Annotated in this window: 11 protein-coding genes; 5 read left to right on the top strand and 6 right to left on the bottom strand. The window is 36.6% G+C overall.

Going from position 1 to position 20,085, the window contains the following annotated elements; genetic code table 11:
• Positions 1–65: 65 nt before the first annotated feature.
• Together KFE94_08075 and KFE94_08070 are read right to left on the bottom strand one after the other, a co-directional pair.
• The gene (locus tag KFE94_08075) at positions 66–2,318 is read right to left on the bottom strand and encodes a T9SS type A sorting domain-containing protein (protein ID UTW68059.1); all 2,253 of its coding nucleotides are present in this window, start codon (positions 2,316–2,318) and stop codon (positions 66–68) included.
• A gap of 62 nt (positions 2,319–2,380) precedes the next feature.
• Complete coding sequence (locus KFE94_08070; GenBank protein UTW68058.1) at positions 2,381–4,642, bottom strand: T9SS type A sorting domain-containing protein; 2,262 nt, start codon at positions 4,640–4,642, stop codon at positions 2,381–2,383.
• 123 nt (positions 4,643–4,765) lie between these two features.
• Between KFE94_08070 and KFE94_08065 the strand changes: the two genes are divergently transcribed.
• Positions 4,766–5,446, top strand: coding sequence for an outer membrane beta-barrel protein (locus KFE94_08065; GenBank protein ID UTW68057.1), 681 nt, complete (start codon positions 4,766–4,768; stop codon positions 5,444–5,446).
• Here the strand turns inward: KFE94_08065 and KFE94_08060 are convergent.
• The 4 genes from KFE94_08060 to KFE94_08045 all read right to left on the bottom strand — a co-directional run bounded on the left by KFE94_08060 (position 5,443) and on the right by KFE94_08045 (position 14,015).
• Positions 5,443–6,069, bottom strand: coding sequence for a hypothetical protein (locus KFE94_08060; protein UTW68056.1), 627 nt, complete (start codon positions 6,067–6,069; stop codon positions 5,443–5,445). The genes KFE94_08065 and KFE94_08060 overlap by 4 nt on opposite strands.
• 2 nt (positions 6,070–6,071) lie before the next feature.
• A complete protein-coding gene (gene rpoN, locus KFE94_08055) occupies positions 6,072–7,529 on the bottom strand; it encodes an RNA polymerase factor sigma-54 (protein ID UTW68055.1) in 1,458 nt (485 codons plus the stop codon).
• A gap of 150 nt (positions 7,530–7,679) precedes the next feature.
• Positions 7,680–10,520 (bottom strand): lamin tail domain-containing protein, encoded by a 2,841-nt coding sequence (locus KFE94_08050; protein UTW68054.1) that lies wholly within the window; start codon positions 10,518–10,520, stop codon positions 7,680–7,682.
• A 111-nt stretch (positions 10,521–10,631) separates the two neighbouring features.
• Positions 10,632–14,015 carry a lamin tail domain-containing protein gene (locus tag KFE94_08045; GenBank protein ID UTW68053.1) on the bottom strand — a complete coding sequence of 1,128 codons (3,384 nt, stop codon included), beginning with the start codon at positions 14,013–14,015 and terminating at the stop codon, positions 10,632–10,634.
• Between the two features lie 146 nt (positions 14,016–14,161).
• Between KFE94_08045 and pfkA the strand changes: the two genes are divergently transcribed.
• The 4 genes from pfkA (at position 14,162) to KFE94_08025 (ending at position 20,031) form a co-directional block, all read left to right on the top strand.
• Positions 14,162–15,142 carry a 6-phosphofructokinase gene (gene pfkA / locus KFE94_08040; protein ID UTW68052.1) on the top strand — a complete coding sequence of 327 codons (981 nt, stop codon included), beginning with the start codon at positions 14,162–14,164 and terminating at the stop codon, positions 15,140–15,142.
• 2 nt (positions 15,143–15,144) lie between these two features.
• Positions 15,145–15,996: an ATPase gene (locus KFE94_08035; GenBank protein UTW68051.1), complete on the top strand. Its 852-nt coding sequence runs from the start codon at positions 15,145–15,147 to the stop codon at positions 15,994–15,996.
• A gap of 81 nt (positions 15,997–16,077) precedes the next feature.
• Positions 16,078–17,355, top strand: a complete 1,278-nt coding sequence (locus KFE94_08030; protein ID UTW68050.1) for an alkaline phosphatase family protein — start codon at positions 16,078–16,080, stop codon at positions 17,353–17,355.
• A gap of 126 nt (positions 17,356–17,481) precedes the next feature.
• A complete protein-coding gene (locus tag KFE94_08025; GenBank protein ID UTW68049.1) occupies positions 17,482–20,031 on the top strand; it encodes a TonB-dependent receptor in 2,550 nt (849 codons plus the stop codon).
• Positions 20,032–20,085: the final 54 nt, after the last annotated feature.

Here is a 20,085-nt window from a genome sequence, read left to right as displayed (position 1 = left end):
TATCTATGCGTACATACTTCGAGAATAAACCCTCATCTAATATGAATTATCGAAGTATCTACAATTTATCGAACAATCAGCTTTTCTCTCAATAACTGATTATTCAATCGGATTTGTATGATATAGGCCCCGTTCGGAATACCAGAGTCAGATATTTCGATTTCGTTGGCATTTTTAGCTAAATTGATTTTTTGTCTTAACACCTTTCTACCTGCCATGTCTACGATGGTTAATTCTCCAACATCTGCTTTCTGAACATGAACTTTAACTCGAAAGGTACCATCATTCGGGTTTGGATAAACACTTAAGTCTCTGGCATTGTTCCATTGTAAATCTTCTACATCATCAACAATAGGTGCACAGGTATCTCTTGGGTAAGGACTATAGGCATATCCAGTAGTATCCATATTTAAATACATTATACCTCCCGTACGTTCACCAACGATCAATTCTAAACTATCACTTCCATCCAAATTTGCTCCGGTAACACCAACCATTGAATTAGATACTTTCATACTGTCAATTCGCGTATAGGTTCCCATTAGATTGTTATCGATTCCATCGTAATACAATAAGTTTCCTACACCATCAGCTACCACTAAAACATTATTCGGACCACCATCTACTTTCCCTATAAACGGTACTGCATTACTTTTTTTACCCGGATAGTAATTGAATATTCCCCCCAAAGTATCCGTAGCAGAGAGTGTATAAATTGGATTGGCACTATCTCCCTGGTTTAGATATAATCTAATGTTACCATTCTTTTGTCCGACCAGTAAATCTTTCGCATTATCTCCATCCACATCAAACAACAATGGTGTAGGTTGCACTCCAAACAGTTGCCCCATAAAAGTATCTTCTACCAATACAAAGTCAGCCTCTTGATTCGGTGGTGCGATATTTCGATAAAAACTCAGAGAACCATTATTTTCCCCAAAGATCATATCGTTGTCTCCATCTCCATCTAAATCTGCAATTGTAGGTGCAATTCTGGTAAACCCGGTCGAAGAAATTCCCGCCAAATCATCCGTAACAAATTCAAAGATTGGGTTTGTTGCAGTTCCGGTATTTTTAAAATATGCTATTCTGGAATTATGAACCACCTGAAATGTATTCGAATTATAACTCTCAAAATATCCCAAATTACCGATAATTAAGTCCGGAATTTGATCCCCTGAAATATCTGCAAGAACCGGCAATGCCATTGTACCTACGTCCACCTGTTCATCTACCAAAAAGTTCTTTTTAACTAATTGAAAATTTGGTAAATTATTCGCTCCAAAGTTTTTATACATCCAGACATTTCCGGTATCCATTCCGTAGTCTCTCTCATTAGATACGGCTATTAAATCTTTTCTATCATTGTTATCTACATCAATAAAAAATGACCCCGGGAAGGTTGGTATTTCAACAGCATCAGGACCTGCAGGATAATGATACTCCACCGTAATCATATACGCATCATTTATGGTTCCTCCATTTCTTACCATGATTAGGTTATTGTAGCCCACGTCCCCTAATAGAACATCTTTTAATCCATTGCCATAAAGGTCCAAAGCATTCACCGTTGCCCCTAAATGACGTGCGACATTACCCCCTCCCGGATTTCCTGACACACCTGTTTTACAACTCGCACCCAATACCAATGAATCATTCAGCTGATTTTCATAAAACTTACCCCAACAAGATCCATCTGTTCTAAAAATTAATGTATCCTGATTTGCAGGTGTAATATTCTCATAAAATATCAACTTGATCCCAAATTGATTAAACGCCAAAATATCTAAATCTCCATCGTTATCAATATCTTCAATACATGGATAATCTACATAGGTAATATACACAGCTCCGTTAGCTCCAGCACGTAAATAATCTGTAACTTGCTCAAACTTCATCACAGAATCACTCACATTTTTATACACCCTTAATCCTGCTCCACCATTAAACGTAAAAATGTCTTCTTTCCCATCGTTATTATAATCTCTCAATAAAATAAATTGCTTTAAATCCTTTGGAAAAAAGTCGGCATATTCCGGTGCATATGTATAAGATGGATCATCCACTATACCATCGTTTAAATAAACACGTACCACTTCTGATGATCGATCAAAAATGACTATGTCCTTGATACAATCATAATTGACATCCATATGATTCAGCTGAGGATTATTCAACCCACCAGCCCATGCATTTTTTAATACGACCCCATTCTTCTCTACCTCAATACTGTCATTTCGGGTGTATTTAAACGTATGTTGTGCATTTGCGGAAAATGCGAATGATATTAATATTAAAAGTATAAATCTATAACTCATATATTTTGGTCGGTTTAATTCATGTATAAAGGCATTTTTCATTAGAATCATTCAATAACTACCTATCGAATGACTAATTTCTCCCTTAATAGTTGGTTGTTCAATTGAATTTGAACCACGTATACTCCAGAAGACATCCCTGTAGCATGTAATTCAATTTCATTAGCACTTTTAGTAAGTTGAATGGCTTGTCTAAACACCGTTCTACCGGCCATATCCAAAATTATTAAATCTCCTGCTCCATAACTTTGGGCCAATACTTTTACTTTAAAAGTTCCATTTGTTGGATTAGGATAAATATCAAAACTACTCGTTTTGCTTCCATCTAAACCATCTGAAACACTCACCATAAGGTTACAAGTATCTCTTGGATAAGGACTGAAGTTATATCCAACTTCATCCATGTTTAAATACATCAAACCTCCCGTTCTTTCCCCAACAATTAATTCCAGACTATCATTACTATTCAGGTTTGCTCCAGTCACCCCGATCATTGAATTAGAAACTTTCATACTATCAACACGCGTATAGATTCCCATTAAATTATTATCCAATCCATCATAGTACATCAGGTTGCCAATGCCATCAGCCACTACCAAGACATTATCTGGTCCACCATCAACTTTACCAATAAACGGAACCGCATTGCTCTCATAACCCGGATAATAATTATAAATTCCCCCTAAAGTATCTGTAGCTGAAAGTGTGTAAATTGGATTGGTACTATCCCCTTGATTCAAATACAGTCTAATATTCCCATTCTTTTGACCCACCAATAAATCCATTGCATTATCTCCATCCACATCAAATAGATACGGAGTAGGTTGAACTCCAAAAAGCTGGCCCATAAAAGTATCCGTCACCAATACAAAATCTGCTTCTTGATTCGGTGGAGCAATATTTCTATAGAAACTTAGCGACCCATTACTTTCTCCGAAAATCATATCGTTGTCACCATCTCCATCCAAATCCGCAAATGTTGGGGCTACACGTACAAAGTCTGACCCCGATATTCCTGCCAAATCATCGGTCACAAATTCAAAAGCCGGGTTTTCTGCGGTTCCTGTATTCCGATAATAAGCAATACGAGAATCATATTCTACTTGAAACGTAACCGAGTTATAGCTTTCAAAATATCCAATATTTCCAATAATTAAATCTGGAATTTGATCTCCTGAAATATCTGCTAATACAGGTAATGCCATTGTTCCTACATCCAATTGTTCACTAACTAAAAAGTCCTTCTTAACCAGCTGAAAATTTGGAAGGTTATTGGATCCAAAATTTTTATACATCCAGACATTTCCGGTATCCATTCCATAATCTCTCTCATTTGGAGACACAATCAAGTCTTTTCGATCATTATTGTCTACATCTAAATAAAATGCCACCGGAAATGTGGGCATATCCACCGCATCTGGACCAGTCGGGTAATGATAGTCTACCGTAATCATATACGCATCGGTTTGGGTTCCCCCATTTCTAAGCATACTTACATTGTTATATCCCACATCTCCTATCAGAAGGTCTTTTAAATTATTTCCATGTAAATCTAACGTGGTTAAAGATGCTCCAAGATGTCTGGATACGTTTCCTCCTACCGAATCAACTGACTTTCCTCCTTTACAACTCGCCCCTAAAACTAAAGAGTCATTTAACTGGTTTTCATAAAACTTACCCCAACATGAATTATCCCCCACAAAATCCAAATCCTCCAAATTCGTAGATACATTTTCATACAGATTGGCATGAACACCATAGACATTAAACGAAATAATGTCCAAATCACCATCATAATCAATATCATCAATACATGGGTAATCTAATGAAATAGTATATACCGCACTATTAGGGTTTCCATGCACAGTTGCATGTAAATAATCCGTAACCTTTTCAAATTTTAAAACTGTATCACTTACATTTTTAAATACTCTTAATCCTGCACTATTATATGTGAAAATATCTTCCTTGCCATCATTGTTATAATCCCTTAATAACATGAAATGGACAATTTCATCGGGAAAAAAACGAGAATATTCAGGTGCATATACATAGGACGGATTATCTACTATGCTATCATTTAGGTATACTCGAACAACATTAGACGAACGATCAAAAATGATAATATCCTTTGCGCAGTCAAAGTTGACATCCATATGGTTAAACTGCGGATTGTTTAATCCACCTGCCCATGCATTTTTTAAAACCACTCCATCCTTGGTAATGGAAACGCTATCATTTAGTGCATATTTATACAAATTCTGCGCACTCAAAAAGAATGAAATCAACCCTAAAAAAAATGTAGAGAGCAGCGATTTTAACATTAAACTTTAAAATTGGTTAATTTTCAACACAAATATACCCTCTAAAGACGTACAAATCAATAAATAGTTTACTCTTGCCACGGTAAGTTGAATTAGATACTTTTGCCCACTTAAATTGAATTCATGAAACAATTTTCCGTTTTATTATTTACCTGTATTCTTTTAGCGAATACTTCAATTGCTCAGGAAGGAACTAAAAAGGTAGAACGTAATACACATCAGGATCATATGCTGATTGATTTTGGCTACGAAACGTTTACCAGTCGTCCGGGATTTACAGATTTTCAATGGTACAATAACGGATTAAATATTCAGATTTTTTACGACAAGCTTTTCGGACAAAGTGGATTTAGTGGAGCTGTCGGTGTTGGATTCAGTACACAGAGTTACTACTCAAACAAACAAATCAGACGAGATACTACCAAATCATTTTTATACTCTGACTGGTTAGACCCTGAGACTACATACGATCATAATAAAATCAGTACTTCTTGGGTTGAGGTTCCTATCGAATTAAGATATCGTTCAAAACAAGATGATTGGGGATATCGTTGGAAATTTTCTGTTGGTGCGAAAGTGGGTTTCCAGTTTGATGCGCATGATAAACTGGTAGATAAAAACAACGTGAAATACAAAACGTATTATTTTCCGGATTTAAACAATGTTCGTGCGGGTTTAATTGCCAGAGCAGGTTATGGAAAAATCAATTTTAGTACATTCTTCTCGCTAACGGAGTTCTTTATTCCAGGTAGAGGTCCTGAAATGAAACAAGTATCGGTAGCTCTTTCTATTGTACCTTTTTAGGTAAATGATCTATCCATTAGGTAAATCATTCCTCCATAAGAAATAATAAATCCTATCAACCATCCTATCAAGATTTGATTTAAGGTATGTGCGTCTTGTTTGATTCTTGCCGTACCAACAAATCCAGCCAAAACAAATAGGCTCATTACAATAAAGTCGCTGATTGGATGAAAGCTTTGTGATATTCCCAAAATCGCTCCGCTAAGCCCAGCGATACCCATCATATGTGCACTTATTTTCCAAAATAAAGTAATCAGAAGCGTAATGATTACTCCAATTACTCCAACACCTACAATGGCCATAATTACAGGTGGCATTGAAAATTTCAAGAACATATAATACAACCCAAAAGTATAGGCTGCGGAAATGGTCATCGGGATAATTCGTTCTTGCCTCTGATCCATATAAAAGCTCGAAATCTGCTTCGTGTAAACCAAATACCCAACCGAAATGAGTGGAGCCACTACAGTCAATAAAACCGCTATCATTAAGAAAAACCAACGACCACTTGGAGTAATGGTATAATATAGATAGCTCTCTTTTTGAAAAAGTATAAAGGCCAGCATATAGGTCACGATCAAAATCGGATGCGTGATATACGAGATCATTCGGGATATCAACATACTTATAATTCTTTACGTAAACGAGCGACTGGTATATTTAATTGTTCTCTATATTTCGCCACTGTTCTACGCGCGATATTATACCCTTTCTCTCTCAAAATATCCATCAACTTTTGATCTGTTAAAGGCTTCTTTTTGTCCTCCGCTTCAATGACCTGACTCAATATATTCTTTACTTCTCTGGTTGAAACTTCCTCACCATCTTGCGTGGTTAAAGATTCCGAGAAATAATACTTTAAAGGGAATGTTCCATATGGTGTTTGGGCATATTTACTATTCGCCACCCTTGAAATGGTAGATATATCCATCTCCACCATATCCGCAATATTTTTTAAGATCATTGGTTTGAGATCGGTCTCATCTCCTGATAAGAAATAAGGCTTTTGATATTCCACGATGGCATTCATGGTATTTAGCAAAGTATTCTGTCTTTGTACAATGGCATCAATAAACCACTTTGCAGAATCTAATTTTTGCTTTACAAAAACCATCGCATCTTTTTCGGCTTTTGTAACCTTTCCCTTTTTACGTTGATAATCATCAATCATGTTTGCATATTGCTTACTTACGCGCAATTCAGGCGCATTTCTACCATTAAGCAATACATTTACCTGTCCATTATCTACTGAAATCTGAAAATCAGCTACAACAACAGTTGCACCAGCTCCGCCTAAATTTCCGGTACTTCCTGGTTTGGGATTCAGTTTTGTAATTTCATCAATAGCTTCTTTCAGCTCCTCGTCAGTCAAATCTAACTTCTGTATTAATTTGCTGTAGTGCTTTTTAGTAAACTGATCGAATCCATTTTCCAGAATACGCACTGCATTAATAATGGCATCGTCATCCTGAGGTTTTCTTTTAAGCTGCAACAACAAACATTCCTGTAATGATCTTGCACCTACTCCAGCCGGATCTAAATCTTGTATCACATCTAACATGGCCTCAATATCCTCTACTTCCACCATGACATTTTGCGTAAATGCCAAATCATCTACAATAGCTTCAATATCTCTTCTTAAGTAACCAGACTCATCCAGGTTACCGATTAGATTCTCACCAATGACACGTTCCTTTTCGGTGAGGCTCCTTAGATTCATCTGAGTCAATAATAAATCGGTGAAAGAAGCTCCTACAGTCAAAGGCGTACTTTTTTCTTCATCGTCTTTGCTGTGATTAGATACATTCAATTTATATGATGGGGTTTCATCATCATCTACGTAATCAGAGAAATCAAACTCCTGCTCTGCTTCATTTACCTCATCATACACATCACTATATTCATCTTCCTGCTCTATTTTTTCTTCTCCTTCTCTACCTTCATCCAATGCAGGGTTCTCCTCCAACTCTTCTTTAATTCTCTGCTCAATTGCTGCAGTAGGTACCTGCAACAATTTCATCAACTGAATCTGCTGTGGGGATAATTTTTGCTGAAGTTTAAGCTGTAATTTTTGACTTAGCATATAGCGGTTCTTTTTACCTGGTTTACGAAGTTAATTGAATTCGCTAAAAACGATTATAAAATCGTGCCAAAAAAAAGCTAAACTAAAAAGCATAAAAAAGCCCGGTATTCAAGAAGAACACCGGGCTTCAAAATTTATGATCTTAACTGATTATTTTACAATCATTTTTAAGATTTCACCGTCAGTAGTTTCAATGATATAAATACCTTTTTCTAAATCAGAAACATTCAATTGATTTACATTTTTTCTTTGCATCATTAATTGACCTGTAACACTGTACATATTAAAAGATATTACTTTATTGAAGTTTACATTTCCATTTGAAACCGGGTTTGGATAAGCACTAAGTGCATTTACCGGATCAACAGAAATTACAGATAAAATCACACCTCCGGAGTTAGTCGCATTTGGAGTTGACTCCTCAAAGCTTACCCAGGTACCAGAACCGTCTGTATCGTGTCCAAAAGAAACATCAGCAAGAGCAGAATCCCACTCTAATGTATCTACGATAGCAGCATCTTTAGTAACTAAACCAATGTAATCAGTATTATTTAACATCATTGGTAAGTGCTCTGGCCCATCTTGCATTTCATCATCTGCCCAAAGTAATAAGTATCCATTTGCAGGAACCACAACTGAAGGAATACATCTTTCAAAACGGTAAATTGTATCATCATTACCGAAGAAGTGTCCGGTTAAATCAAATGGATTTGAAGTACTGTTATAGATTTCAATCCAAGAATCATAATCACCTTGTGGATCTGCAATTGCAGTTTGATTATCTACCATTGCTTCATTTACAAAGATTCCTGAAGCATCCGTTGGTACTGTATCAATATCAGCAACAAACTGAGGCATGATTTGGTATCCATCATCATAAGGTGATGAGAAAGTAAATTGACTTCCGATACCACTTACGTTAAAGTATCCTGAAGGAGCAGAAGTAATCGTATCCGCAATTTTAGTGTCTTTATCAATTCTCATTAATAAAGTATCATCATCCATAGTAATGATGTTCAAGTTTGCATTTGAACCTGGAGCAGGCCAAGCTGAAGGATCTTCTAATTTTACTTGCATTATATAGATTGCTTCAGACTCCGTCTCTTCATTTAATTCAAACACTACTTCCGGGTAGTCAATACAGTTTCCGGTAGATAATACAGTGATTGAATCTACTCTAAACTGCGTTAAACCATTGTAGAACTTCACAGATCCTACTGCACGTAACTCATCACCTTCATTCACTACATAGTTGTCTACATCAACAAAGCTATGAACAGTAATACCTCTAGTATCATCAATTAAAGCAAAAGTATATCCAGCATTTCCATCCATATCTTTACCATGAACAATACCTTCAATCGCACAATAAACATCTAATGAATCTGGCTCTCCATTCATATCAACAGTTCTTAGAACTTCAATATCATATGTCGCGATCACTGGAGGTGCAGCACATGAATTAGCTGAACCAGGAGTACCATATAAAGTCTCGGCTACAGTAGAAGAAACCGTTCCAGCAACATACCAATTCATTCCGTCAGTATAATCAGTTGTTAAATCACATAACTCAATTGCTTCAACATTTGAATATGCAGGCCAAGGAGCAGAAGTCTCATAATCCACAGATGCTACTTCATCACCAAGAGTGTTTGATAAAGTAATAGTTTCTCCACCACCTGATAAAGATCCAAAATCATATTCAATTACATTAGTAACCGAAGGAAAAGCCAGATTGAAAGAGTCAATATTTTCTACAAATACCAAATATCCATTACCTGGAATAATCAAGTTAGAATCTATCGAAAATTCAACACCACTTGTTATTTCCATACCAGCTAAACTAATTGGAGATGAAGATGAATTGTATAACTCAAAATAATCGATATCTTGAATTCCACCTGAAGGTTGACTATGGTAGATTTCTGTAATCATTAAATCCGTTCCTGTATATGAATTAAAATAGAAATTTCCACTTACAGGGTCCATCATGTTAGCGTTTAATGATGTATCCACAATATTCATAATATTCACCGTATACAAGGTACCTGATACCAACGCAGGTGTCAATGTTAAAGTTACAGAATCCAAAGTACTATTCAATACCGCATTGGTCACAGCAGATAAAGGAGAAAAAGAATAATTTGCAACATTTTGTGCTGAAGTCGCAGTTACTGGCTCTGAAAATGCCAATACAATAGAAGAAGCTGATAAGAATTCAGCATCAACTATTTCTGGTTTTGTCGTATCTGAACTCACTGGGGCAGATGCGGTGAACGTTACATGAATATCATCTAAAGCAAATTCATCTCTACCACCAGATCCTGAAATATCAGCACTTGACCATCTAAATAGTAAAGTGTCGTTATTTGCTAGATTTATATTTAATCCGGTACTTCTAGAATTCATAACCCATATTACAGAACCTTGTGAGGTCTCTGTAGAAGTATAATTTAATGCTGAAACAGGTACATAGGCACCTCCATTTATGGAGTAAGATAAATCAAAAGAATTCGCTCTATCTGCATCATTGTTTACCCATAGTTCATAGGAAATGAACACACTGTCAACTGATGACCCTGTAGTATTTACTACTTTTAAATCTAAATCTCCAGGAGTAAAATCACTACCTGTTGGTTGAATTCCCATCGCTGTATCTCCAGCAGCCACTTCAAAAGCATATAAACCACCCGAAAACTCACCTCCGGCAGATGTACCTTTTGCATAATCACCTGAATTATATGATCCTCCAAACATGGTATTTCCATTGCTAAACCCTGTAAACATCCATGCATTGGAGTTAAGTTGTCCTACCGTTGGAATTGCTTCGATTCCTGCTCCGGCAAAAACACCCTCGTTAACTCCCGTAAAAGAAGCATCAAACGTTACTGTGTCTGATGTAGCTCCAGAAGTTGAAATGAGCCACTGTGCATTGGCAGTGAGCCCAGTAAAAAGTATTGAAACCAATACGAGTGTAAATATTCTCTTCATAGTCTAATTTTTTAGATTTTAAATAGACCGCAAATTTACGCAACCGATAGAGATAATTATTATGCGTACAGCGTTTTAACATTAAGAAATTGTGAAGTAGCTTTTTTCGGGTTAAGGAATTGCTAAAACTGCCACATTCTTAATTACTTGTTGATTATTGTCCAAATCAAATACACGCATCAAAATGATATACATTCCGGTAGGCATTAACTCTCTGTTATCATTCATTCCGTCCCACTGAAATGTACCTTCTGTGCCGACAGATTGATTATTCACCAAAGTACGGATCAATTGTCCATCTGCATTATGAACAGTCAGTGTCACCACATTACCCTCAGAATTAAAGCTATATGCAATTGAAAGAACATCTTTATAGCCATCATTATTTGGAGTAAAGGTCTTTGGGGAAATGGTCACATTGGACCCGGTTGTATTTGATGTTAGATACTGAGAATTCTTAAACCCAGGTGTCGCAAACCCCGATGTTGAGGCTGCAGAATGCCAATTGTTACCTGTGTTTTCTCCAGGTAAATAATTGATTCTTTCTAATGAAACACCTTTAACCGTATTTAATAATTCAAAATGCATATTCTCATTATACTGGAACCTATCATTTAAAAGCCCCATTTGATTTAACACAACGACATCTCCTTCAGCATTCGAATAGGTGGGTAAATCCATATATAAGAACGTTCCCTCTTTACTGTTTGGATATTCAAATTTGATATTCGCGCTGTCTTCTGTTAATACTACAAATGCACCTGGCTTTAATACATATGAAGTCGTAGTGATCACCTTGTATGCAGAGTCTCCAGCACTATTGAAATACAGCAAGCTCCAATCTTTTAAATCTATATCCTGAGCAGTTCTATTGTACAATTCCACAAAATCGCTTCCTCCCGTATTCGGATTAAATAAAACCTCATTGATCAATGCATCCTGATAATCCGGTAGTTTTACCTCTGCCACATTATTAGTTAAAACTTCACCTGCACAATCCAAAACTCCATTGACTGTTACTTTATAGACTGTTCCAACTTCTAATTGTGGGGTAATCGTTAACTCTACAATATTCAATATTTCAGGATCCATGTTTATTGAGCTCACCAACACACCTTGATCGAATATAAAATTGTTAGGAATAACTGTATTTATATCCAGATTTTTAGAAAACACCAATTCGACTTTATTTAACCCTAAAACTGATGCAGACTCCAGATTAAAGTCCATTACAAACGTAGGATCAAACACACTGTTTTCTTGCGCTGGAGTAGCTTGATCATTGGCTTGTGATCCCGTCCAATTATTGGCTCCCAAACACAAAACATCCGGATTAATTAATTCTAAAGACCATCCATTTGACTTCTTATCAGAATCATCATACCAGGTATCACTATATAGTACAATATCTATAGTATCGTTTACACCAGCCAATGTAATCAGGTCTCCCGAATTATTTAACGATGGCCAGGAAGTTAAAGCTACCACCCTACCAAATTTTTCAAAATCTACAGCATGAATATCCTCGGTTAACACCACATACTCTCCAGGAAAAATAACTTCATTTGGTAAATTTACGGTAGTACTACGGTCACTAAATGTAAGCCCTCCCAAAGTAATTGGATCTTGCGATCTGTTATATACTTCAACAAACTCTGCATCCGGGATAGCAATATTTACCGGATTGGGATTTGGATATATTTCTGTAAAAATTAGATCGTAGGCTACTGCAGCTCTACCAATGGCAATTTTTAGGGTCGTATCGATCATCACATTTCCAAAACAATCCTCTAAACCTGTTACAGCTAAATTGTAAATATCTGTGGCCGTCATCATTGGATTCACTTCCACAATCAATTGATCTAACCCTACTATATGAACTGAGCTTATACTTAAGCCATTATCGATAGAAAAGTTTGAAACTGCAACTAAGCTCGTATCTAAAGATTTTGAAAAATGCAATTCGACCTGATCATTTGACACAATGGAAAAAGAACTTATTTCCGGTAATGCATTATTCGGTTGGTTATTATACACACTATTTTGTATTCCAGGCGTACCTCCATTAGCATTCAGTGAAGCTTTCCAGTTATTGGCATCGCTACATGGGTCCATAGGGTTGATTCTTTCTAAAGTCCACCCTCCTGATGATTTGGATGCATCCTGATACCAGGTGTCCGTATAATTTACTGAATCAATCAGATGGTTATTCGCATCCCTTAATCCCAATTGATCTCCACTATTATTCAATGCGGGCCAGGTAGATAATCCTAATACATCTCCAAAACCATTAAATAATGTCGTATCGTCTTCATCGCATAAAATCACATATGCTCCAGCATTCAAATTGAAAGTTGGTAATTGTGCAACAGATGACCCTCCATCTTTATACGACCAATTAGCCAGATTAACTGTCCCATTGGTATTATTATAAAGTTCTATAAACTCTGCATCAGGTAATCCTACAACCGGAGCTGGATCTGCCATTATCTCATTGATCACAACATCGCCATAATCATATGAAACGGAAACATTCGTAGTGAATGAGGTACTTTGATTCGTTATTGCATTCCCACTTAGATCTTCCACATTCACTACGGTTAAATTATAAGTCGTATTGTTGGATAATGGAGATGATAAAGTCAAATGCACGATAGAACTATCTTGCGAATCAATTGTAGCAGTTTGCGGATTCCCAACACCTAAATTCACAGTGTAATTTGATACGGTTTGAGCGGTTACCAGGTCCAGTTTCTCATTAAAATAAACATCAACCTGAGTAAGAGAAGTTGCTTTGGCACTATCCAATACCGGAGGATCAACATCCATTATTGGACCACCCGTTACATTAAAATTATCGAAGAAAAATTTATCGCTTCGGGTAGACGTATATTTACAATATACTCCAAAATAATCGGACGTGGTTGCTTGATTGTTAAACACCGTTCCTTCAGATACAAATGTGCCATTCAAAGCCGTATCAATGAACAATTCCCAATTCCCGGCCATATCTCTGGTCACACGGACATCTAATTCTGGAGTTAAGGCTACGGTACCATCAGTTCCATCAATAATCTTAGTTGAATTCGTTCCCGACTGATAATATAAGCTTACATCATCTACCGATCCGGATGCGCCTCCAATTCTTACATAATAACCATCTAAACTCCCGGATAAATTACTATCCGTTGAAGTTAAATATACTTTAGCGTAATTCGAAGTGGAAGGATTAAAATCCATTCTAACTCTAAAGTCATATTGTGCATTTCCTATTGCCTGACTCGCAGTCACCAATCTTGAAGTTGATGTTACAGCCGGTGCATTTAACCATAATTCATTGGAACCATTCACTTGAAAATGTGATGTCATTCCAGTCCAGGTCGGGTTATTTGTAAAATCTCCATCAGAAAAATCGTCTGAAAACTGTGCGTTTATATTGCTCGTTAGAAATATCGCAATCCCTAAAATTGCAATTCGAATCCACTGTTTCACCATAACGAATCAAAAATAGTTTTTGTTTTGGAGTAAACTGTTTTATGCATATTATTTTGAAGATATTAATATGTTATCCTTTTAACTTCTTTAATAGAGTGGCCTACACCTAAAAAAAACACATTAATTTTCGGTCCGAATTACGAGTTATGTCAAAAATCAAAAAAATAGGTGTTCTAACCTCCGGTGGTGATGCTCCTGGAATGAATGCTGCCATTCGCGCAGTGGTTAGATCATGTGTATATTATAAAATTGAAGTCGTTGGAATCATCCAGGGATTTAATGGCCTCATCAATAATGAGATTCAACCCTTTGATAAACGTTCTGTCAGCAACATTATTAATAAGGGTGGAACCATACTTAAAACGGCAAGATCAGAAGAATTTAAAACTCCGGAAGGTAGAAAAAAAGCGTATCAGAATATTCAAAAAAATGGGATTGAGGCCCTAGTTGTTATCGGTGGGGATGGGTCTTTTACCGGTGCCAGTATTTTTGAATCGGAATTCAATATCCCTTGTATTGGAATCCCAGGAACCATTGATAATGATATTTATGGTACGGATTACACCATAGGGTTTGATACTGCTGTGAATACTGTAGTTGAAGCCGCAGATAAAATTAGAGACACGGCTTCTTCTCACAATAGATTCTTCTTTATAGAAGTTATGGGGCGCGATTCAGGATATATCGCGATGTATTCTGGTATTGCATGTGGTGCGGAGAAAGTCCTTATCCCGGAATTGGAGGGGGAATTTGAATCACTTGTAGAGACTTTAAAAGAAAGTCATGCCAGTAAAAAAACCTCCAATATTGTGATTGTTGCAGAAGGTGAACAAGAAGGTGGTGCATATGAAATAGCAGAAAAAACGAAAAAGGTGTTTCCTGAATATGATGTAAAAGTAACGGTACTTGGCCATATTCAAAGAGGTGGCGCACCTTCTTATTTTGATCGCGTGATTGCTACCAGAATGGGTGTTAAGGCCATTGAAGTATTGATGCTCGGGAGAAGTAATGTGATGGTTGGAATCGAAAACAATCATATTGTAACCACATCTTTAAAAGATGCCATCAAACAACATCCAAGCTTGAATCCGGAGTTATTAAATGTCGCTCAAATCGCATCTATATAATTATGATTGTCATTGCGGATAGTGGATCTACCAAAACGGATTGGGTTATTTTAAACACATCGGGTAAGGTTTTTCATCAAACCTCTACGATTGGTTTTAATCCTGTTTTTCATTCTTCAGAATTTATTCTTAAACATCTAAACAAAAACGATGATTTAAATAAAATCCGAAAGGATGTAGTGCAAGTGTTTTTTTACGGAGCGGGTTGTTCTTCACCTGCAAAAAAGTCCATCATAAAAAATCCACTTGAAGAATATTTTGAGAATTCAAACCATTATATCGGGCATGATCTCGAAGCAGCTGCCATCTCAACATATCACAACGAGCCTCATATTGCATGCATTTTAGGGACCGGTTCAAATTCTTGTTATTATGATGGTGCTACATGTATCGAAAATACACCTGCTTTGGGGTTTATTTTAGGAGATGAAGCTAGTGGCGCCTATTTTGGAAAAGAACTGGTAAAGACATTTTTATATCATCAGTTATCGGAAGAGGTTCATGCTGATTTTATCAAAACCTATCAAATGAATCTCGACCAGATCATAGACAAGGTGTATCGTCAACCGTCTCCAAATGTTTTTTTAGCGGGTTTAACACCTTTTATTCATAAGCACCTGAAAGATGCTACTCTTCAAAACATTGTTGCTAAAGGCATGAATTCATTTTTAACACATCATGTTTTATGCTATCCGGAAGCCAAAAACGTTCAAACCAATTTTGTGGGATCAATTGCCTATTATTTTCAGGATATTTTATGTCGGGAAGCCGAGAAGCTACAAATTCCAATCGGTCAAATCATTCAAAAACCTATTGATGGACTTGTGAAGTATCATCAAAGAAAACTTGGTTAGATTTCATACAATTTCATAAAAATGGATTCACATTGTATTCATATTATGCTTCTACTTTTGAATTTCATAAATAGAGCTGCTATGTATTTCAGGTATTTACTTTTCGTTGTTTTTTCTGTATTCCTTATTTCTTGTTCCACACAAAAAGATCAAAAAACTTCAGCAATTTATACTGACCTCCCTGAAAACGAAATTATTCGTACCGAAAATAACAGCGCTGAATCCATGCAAAAACCGTATGTCATTTTGGTTTCCATTGATGGTTTTCGCTACGACTACGCTAAAAAATACAATGCGACCAATCTTCTTAAATTTGACGTTTCAGCCAAAAAACTCATTCCATCATTTCCAAGTAAAACCTTTCCGAATCATTATGCTTTAGTTACAGGTCTTCATCCCGGACATAATGGTTTGGTTAGTAATTCATTTTATGATCGTGAAAAAAAAGAGCATTATACCATTTCAAATAGAAAAGCGGTAGAAAATCCGTCTTACTATAAAGGGTTGCCAATATGGGTCTTAGCATCTCAAAACAAAATGGTTTCAGCCAGTATGTTTTGGGTAGGTTCAGAGGCTCCTATTTCAGATACATACCCAACTTATTATTTCAAATACAATGGAAAAGTCACTGATCAACAACGAGTGAATCAAACCATTAAATGGTTGGATCTACCCCAAAAGATACGCCCACATTTTATTACTTTATATTTCTCCATCACGGATGATGTTGGACATAAATACGGACCTGAATCTGAAGAAATGAGAATGGCTGTTCAACACATTGATAGCACTATTGGATATTTGGTTACTGAAACACAAAAATTAAATCTCCCTGTAAATATTATTGTCGTTTCCGATCATGGGATGTTGGAAGTGGATCTTGAAAACGTTATTTATCCTGAAGAATTTATTCCCTCAGGAACCATAACATCTAACAGTTTCCCTTTTATGGTGTATTCTGAAGACTCTATTTTTTTAGATTCTCTTTATGTTAACTTAAAACAAGACACTACCCGATTTAATGTTTACTTAAAATCAAATACCCCAGAACATTTCTATTATGATACTCAAGACCCAAGAGTTGGAGACCTCATCATTATGCCTAAACCACCCTATACTTTTGGTAAAAAAGGAAAACCAATACATCCCGGATCCAGCACCCATGGTTATGATCCTTTAGCCTGTCCAGAAATGGGAGCTATTTTCTACGCAAAAGGACCAGCATTTCAAAAGAATCTGGAATTAGATTCACTATATAATGTGGATGTATATCCCCTGGTGGCCAAAATTCTAAATCTTGAATTTGATCAAAATCAAATCGATGGCACTATACTTTCCTCAGCTCCAATATTAAAATAATCTTAAAAAACGATTGTTTTTAGGTTTCCAAAATCAAAACATACTTAACTAAAAGCTAACCATTTAGCCACATTGTTAGTAGGCTTGACGAGTAATTTTGCTTTTCAAACATATACTATTTTTACAATGAAAAACATTCTACGTTTAACTGCATTTATGGCCGCATTTTTTGCGTTTAGCTCAATTGTGGCTCAAACTACCATTAAAGGTTCTGTGAAAGACAATCAAGGACCTTTAGTTGGCGCTTCAATTTATATTGAAGGAACTACTTCAGGAACTCAAACCGATATTAACGGAAACTTTGAGTTTATCACAGATCAAAATGGAAACCACACCCTAATTATTTCTTACATCGGCTACATCGACATTAAAAAGGACGTTACTTTAAATAGTACCGCAATTGACCTGGGACAGGTTCAACTTGAATCTAACGCAATTGGTATGGAAGAAATGACCGTTATTGCTTCTATAGGTAAAGACCGTGAAACGCCTGTAGCTATGTCTACTGTAAACGCTGAGGAATTAGCCCTTTCAAATAACGGTAACGAACTCCCTGAAGCATTAAATACTACTCCAGCTGTTTACGCTACAAAAAGTGGAGGTGGTTTTGGTGATTCTCGTATCAGCATTCGTGGTTTCGATCAAAGAAACGTTGCGGTATTAATCAACGGGGTTCCGGTAAACGATATGGAAAACGGTTGGGTATACTGGTCAAACTGGGCTGGTATTGGTGATGCGATATCTACTATTCAGGTTCAAAGAGGTCTGGGAGCTTCTAAACTTGCGATTAACTCTGTTGGGGGTACCATGAACATTATCACTAAAACTACGGATGCACAAAAGGGTGGATCTTTTGAATTGTCTGCTACTGACTATGGTAAAAGAAAAGCTTTATTGAGTCTTTCTTCAGGTAAATTAGATAACGGATGGGCATTCTCTTTTGTGGGTTCTCGCACAGAAGGTCAAAGTTACGTGGATGGAACCTACATCGATGCGTGGTCTTACTTCGGCTCTATCGCTAAAGAAATCAACGAAAACCACATGTTACAATTGACCATCATTGGCGCACCTCAAAAACATGGTCAAAGAGATGATTCTCAATTCTCAGCACAATCTTTTGAGCAAATTGATCAGGTAGGAAGAAAATACAATCCAAACTGGGGTTATGCGAAAGGGGAATTCTTAAACGAAAGAAATAACTATTACCATAAACCACAAACCGCTTTAAACTGGTACTGGAACATTAACGAAAAATCATACTTAAATACTTCTGCTTACATTTCTACCGGTAAAGGTGGAGGGTCCGGTATCTTAGGTCGTGATCCAATTAAATATGGTCCAGGACAAAATGAAATGGGACAACGTGACTGGGATAGAGCTATTGCGATCAACGATACTTCTTCTGCTGGCGCATACCTAATTATGAGAAACTCCGTAAACAACCACTTTTGGACAGGTCTCCTTTCTACATTCAAACATGAATTGTCGAGCAACTTAAAATTAATTGCGGGTATCGATGGTCGTTACTATAAAGGTGAGCACTATAGAGAGGTCAGAGATTTACTTGGTGCAGATTACTGGGAAGATAGTGTAACTCCAGAGGCTAAAGTAGGTGATCGTATTGCCTATGATAATGATGGAACTGTATTCTACACCGGTTTATTCGGACAGCTAGAGTATACAAACGATGATATCTCTGCTTACATCGCTGCATCTGGAGCGAATACACAATATGGTCGTACAGATCGTTATAACTATGCGCGTGGAAGAGGTGAATTAGAAGCTGAAAAAGTGAACCAAATAGGTTACAATGCAAAAGCCGGATTGAACTACAACATCAACAAACATCACAATGTATTTGCAAGTGGAGGTATTTATTCCAGAGCACCTTTCCACAACTTTGTTTACATCAATTATTCAAATACAGTTAACCCTGAAATCTCAAATGAGAACATTACAGCAGCTGAATTTGGCTACGGATATACGCATAACAAAATCAATGTGAAAATTAACGGGTACTATACAAACTGGGCAGATAAATGGACCAGAGCAAACATTACCGATGTAAACACCGGAGATCGTTCTACGATTTACTTTCAGGGGTTAGATGAATTACACGTTGGTGGTGAATTAGAAGCTACTTATAAAGCTACTAAAGATTTAGAAATTGGTGTATTTGGTTCTGTTGGAAACTGGACGTATACAAAAGATGCGAACGTAACCATCTTTGATGATGAAAGAAACCCAATTGGTGAAGGTGTAATCTATAGCAAGGATTTAAAAGTTGGTGATGCACCTCAACAACAATTTGGAGCTAAATTTCAATATACGATCATGAGAAATGTAACTTTAGGTGGTTCTTATGTAAGAAACGAAGAATTATACGCTTCATTTGATCCTGCTACACGTCAAGACCCAAATGATAGAGCTCAATCTTATAAATTAGATGGGTTTGGAATGACTAACGGATTTGTAAGGTTTGCTTTCCCTGTAGGAACTTCTACAGGTACTTTCACCTTAAACGCAAACAACATCTTCGATGTTCACTATGCGCAAGAAGGATGGGATAACGCTATTTCAGATGCTAATGGAGACCGTAACCACGGTAGAGATAACTTCGTAGGATTCTGGGGATGGGGAAGAAACTTCAACTTCGCCTTGAAATTGAACTTCTAGTTAGATAAATATAGAAACAAGAGCTCCGTTTCTTTAGAGGAACGGAGTTTTTTT

Source organism: bacterium SCSIO 12643 (assembly GCA_024398135.1).
In the GTDB taxonomy this organism is placed as follows: Bacteria; Bacteroidota; Bacteroidia; order Flavobacteriales_G; family Salibacteraceae; genus CAJXZP01.
The sequence above is the reverse complement of the archived record's forward strand: the minus strand, read 5'-3'. Positions and strand labels throughout refer to the sequence as shown.

Excerpts from the sequence above, each read along its gene's own strand:
- KFE94_08075 (UTW68059.1), bottom strand. The coding sequence starts at position 2,318 with ATGAGTTATAGATTTATACTTTTAATATTAATATCATTCGCATTTTCC.
- KFE94_08070 (UTW68058.1), bottom strand. The coding sequence starts at position 4,642 with ATGTTAAAATCGCTGCTCTCTACATTTTTTTTAGGGTTGATTTCATTC.
- KFE94_08065 (UTW68057.1), top strand. The coding sequence starts at position 4,766 with ATGAAACAATTTTCCGTTTTATTATTTACCTGTATTCTTTTAGCGAAT.
- KFE94_08060 (UTW68056.1), bottom strand. The coding sequence starts at position 6,069 with ATGTTGATATCCCGAATGATCTCGTATATCACGCATCCGATTTTGATC.
- rpoN (UTW68055.1), bottom strand. The coding sequence starts at position 7,529 with ATGCTAAGTCAAAAATTACAGCTTAAACTTCAGCAAAAATTATCCCCA.
- KFE94_08050 (UTW68054.1), bottom strand. The coding sequence starts at position 10,520 with ATGAAGAGAATATTTACACTCGTATTGGTTTCAATACTTTTTACTGGG.
- KFE94_08045 (UTW68053.1), bottom strand. The coding sequence starts at position 14,015 with ATGGTGAAACAGTGGATTCGAATTGCAATTTTAGGGATTGCGATATTT.
- pfkA (UTW68052.1), top strand. The coding sequence starts at position 14,162 with ATGTCAAAAATCAAAAAAATAGGTGTTCTAACCTCCGGTGGTGATGCT.
- KFE94_08035 (UTW68051.1), top strand. The coding sequence starts at position 15,145 with ATGATTGTCATTGCGGATAGTGGATCTACCAAAACGGATTGGGTTATT.
- KFE94_08030 (UTW68050.1), top strand. The coding sequence starts at position 16,078 with ATGTATTTCAGGTATTTACTTTTCGTTGTTTTTTCTGTATTCCTTATT.
- KFE94_08025 (UTW68049.1), top strand. The coding sequence starts at position 17,482 with ATGAAAAACATTCTACGTTTAACTGCATTTATGGCCGCATTTTTTGCG.